Origin of the sequence: Bartonella sp. MU70NMGDW (genome assembly GCF_042194085.1) — a bacterium.
Taxonomy (GTDB): domain Bacteria; phylum Pseudomonadota; class Alphaproteobacteria; order Rhizobiales; family Rhizobiaceae; genus Bartonella; species Bartonella grahamii.
This window is the reverse complement of the sequence record NZ_JBHIMK010000467.1, coordinates 1-916: the sequence shown is the minus strand read 5'-3', so window position 1 is coordinate 916 and position 916 is coordinate 1. Positions and strand designations below refer to the sequence as shown.

General features: G+C 31.8%; 2 protein-coding genes. One reads left to right on the top strand and one right to left on the bottom strand.

All coding sequences use genetic code 11. The features are described 5' to 3' along the window. Nucleotides 1-260 precede the first annotated feature (260 nt). On the bottom strand, nucleotides 261-590 hold the full coding sequence (locus ACFIKE_RS11650; protein WP_208439714.1) for a helix-turn-helix transcriptional regulator: 330 nt from the start codon (nucleotides 588-590) through the stop codon (nucleotides 261-263). A 120-nt stretch (nucleotides 591-710) separates the two neighbouring features. Between ACFIKE_RS11650 and ACFIKE_RS11645 the strand changes: the two genes are divergently transcribed. Beyond that, nucleotides 711-916 (top strand): hypothetical protein (locus ACFIKE_RS11645; protein WP_375612683.1); only part of this gene is annotated, 206 nt, incomplete at its 3' end.

Sequence of the window (916 nt, the reverse complement as noted above, 5' to 3'; positions counted from 1 at the left end):
ATGCCTCCATATCAAAATATTTAAATACATTTTGAAAAAAACGCCTTGACATAGGTTTTTTTTTTCGGGGTATGGTGCAGTGATAATTGTATTTTATGCACAAGTCAATTAAAATTTTGCATAAAACGCAAAAATAAATCTTAAAATATATAATTAAATTATGCGCTATCCACAATTTGGGAGATGTTTATGAGCGATATAGATAAAAAAATAGAATCTGTTTTTTCATTATTCAATGAAAAAGAGCAGTTAATTATTACTTATTTTGTTTTTAATTTTTTTAATAATTCAAGAAAATCAAGCACCGCTTCTTTGTCAACTGGATCAAGTGATGCACATATTTTCATAAAATCTAAGTCTACTTCTTTGTAAAAACTGGGGGGAGGTTCGTTAAAAAATTCAGAAATCTTTACTAGTTCATCTATGGTTATATCTCGCGTTTTACCATTTTGATAGGTATTAAGCATGCGATTCACTGCTGATGGGTGTAGTTCTAAATGTGATGCTAATAATGTTTGTGCGCCGTGTCCTCGTTCGTTAAGACGCTCTTTAATCCATAGCTTAAGTTTGGACTGAATATCTTGTTCCATGGTTCGTATAATCCTTGAAAATATATTTTTATGCAAATGTGCAAAAATGATAAAAAAGCATAATTTCGTTGACTTGTGCATAAAACGCAATTATTTATTGCGCTGTTATGGAGATTACATATGCCTTCGAGATTAATTATAAAATATTTAGGTGGTTTCAAAACTGTAGCAACCATAGTGCAAAGAGATGTGTCATCTGTTTATAGATGGCGTGACATGCCAGCAAAACACCAGCAAAAAATTTTAGATTACGCACGTGATCATGGGATAGATTTGCGTCCAGAAGATTTTTTTTATCCCGAGCGCTTGCAGAGATTAATGCAAGA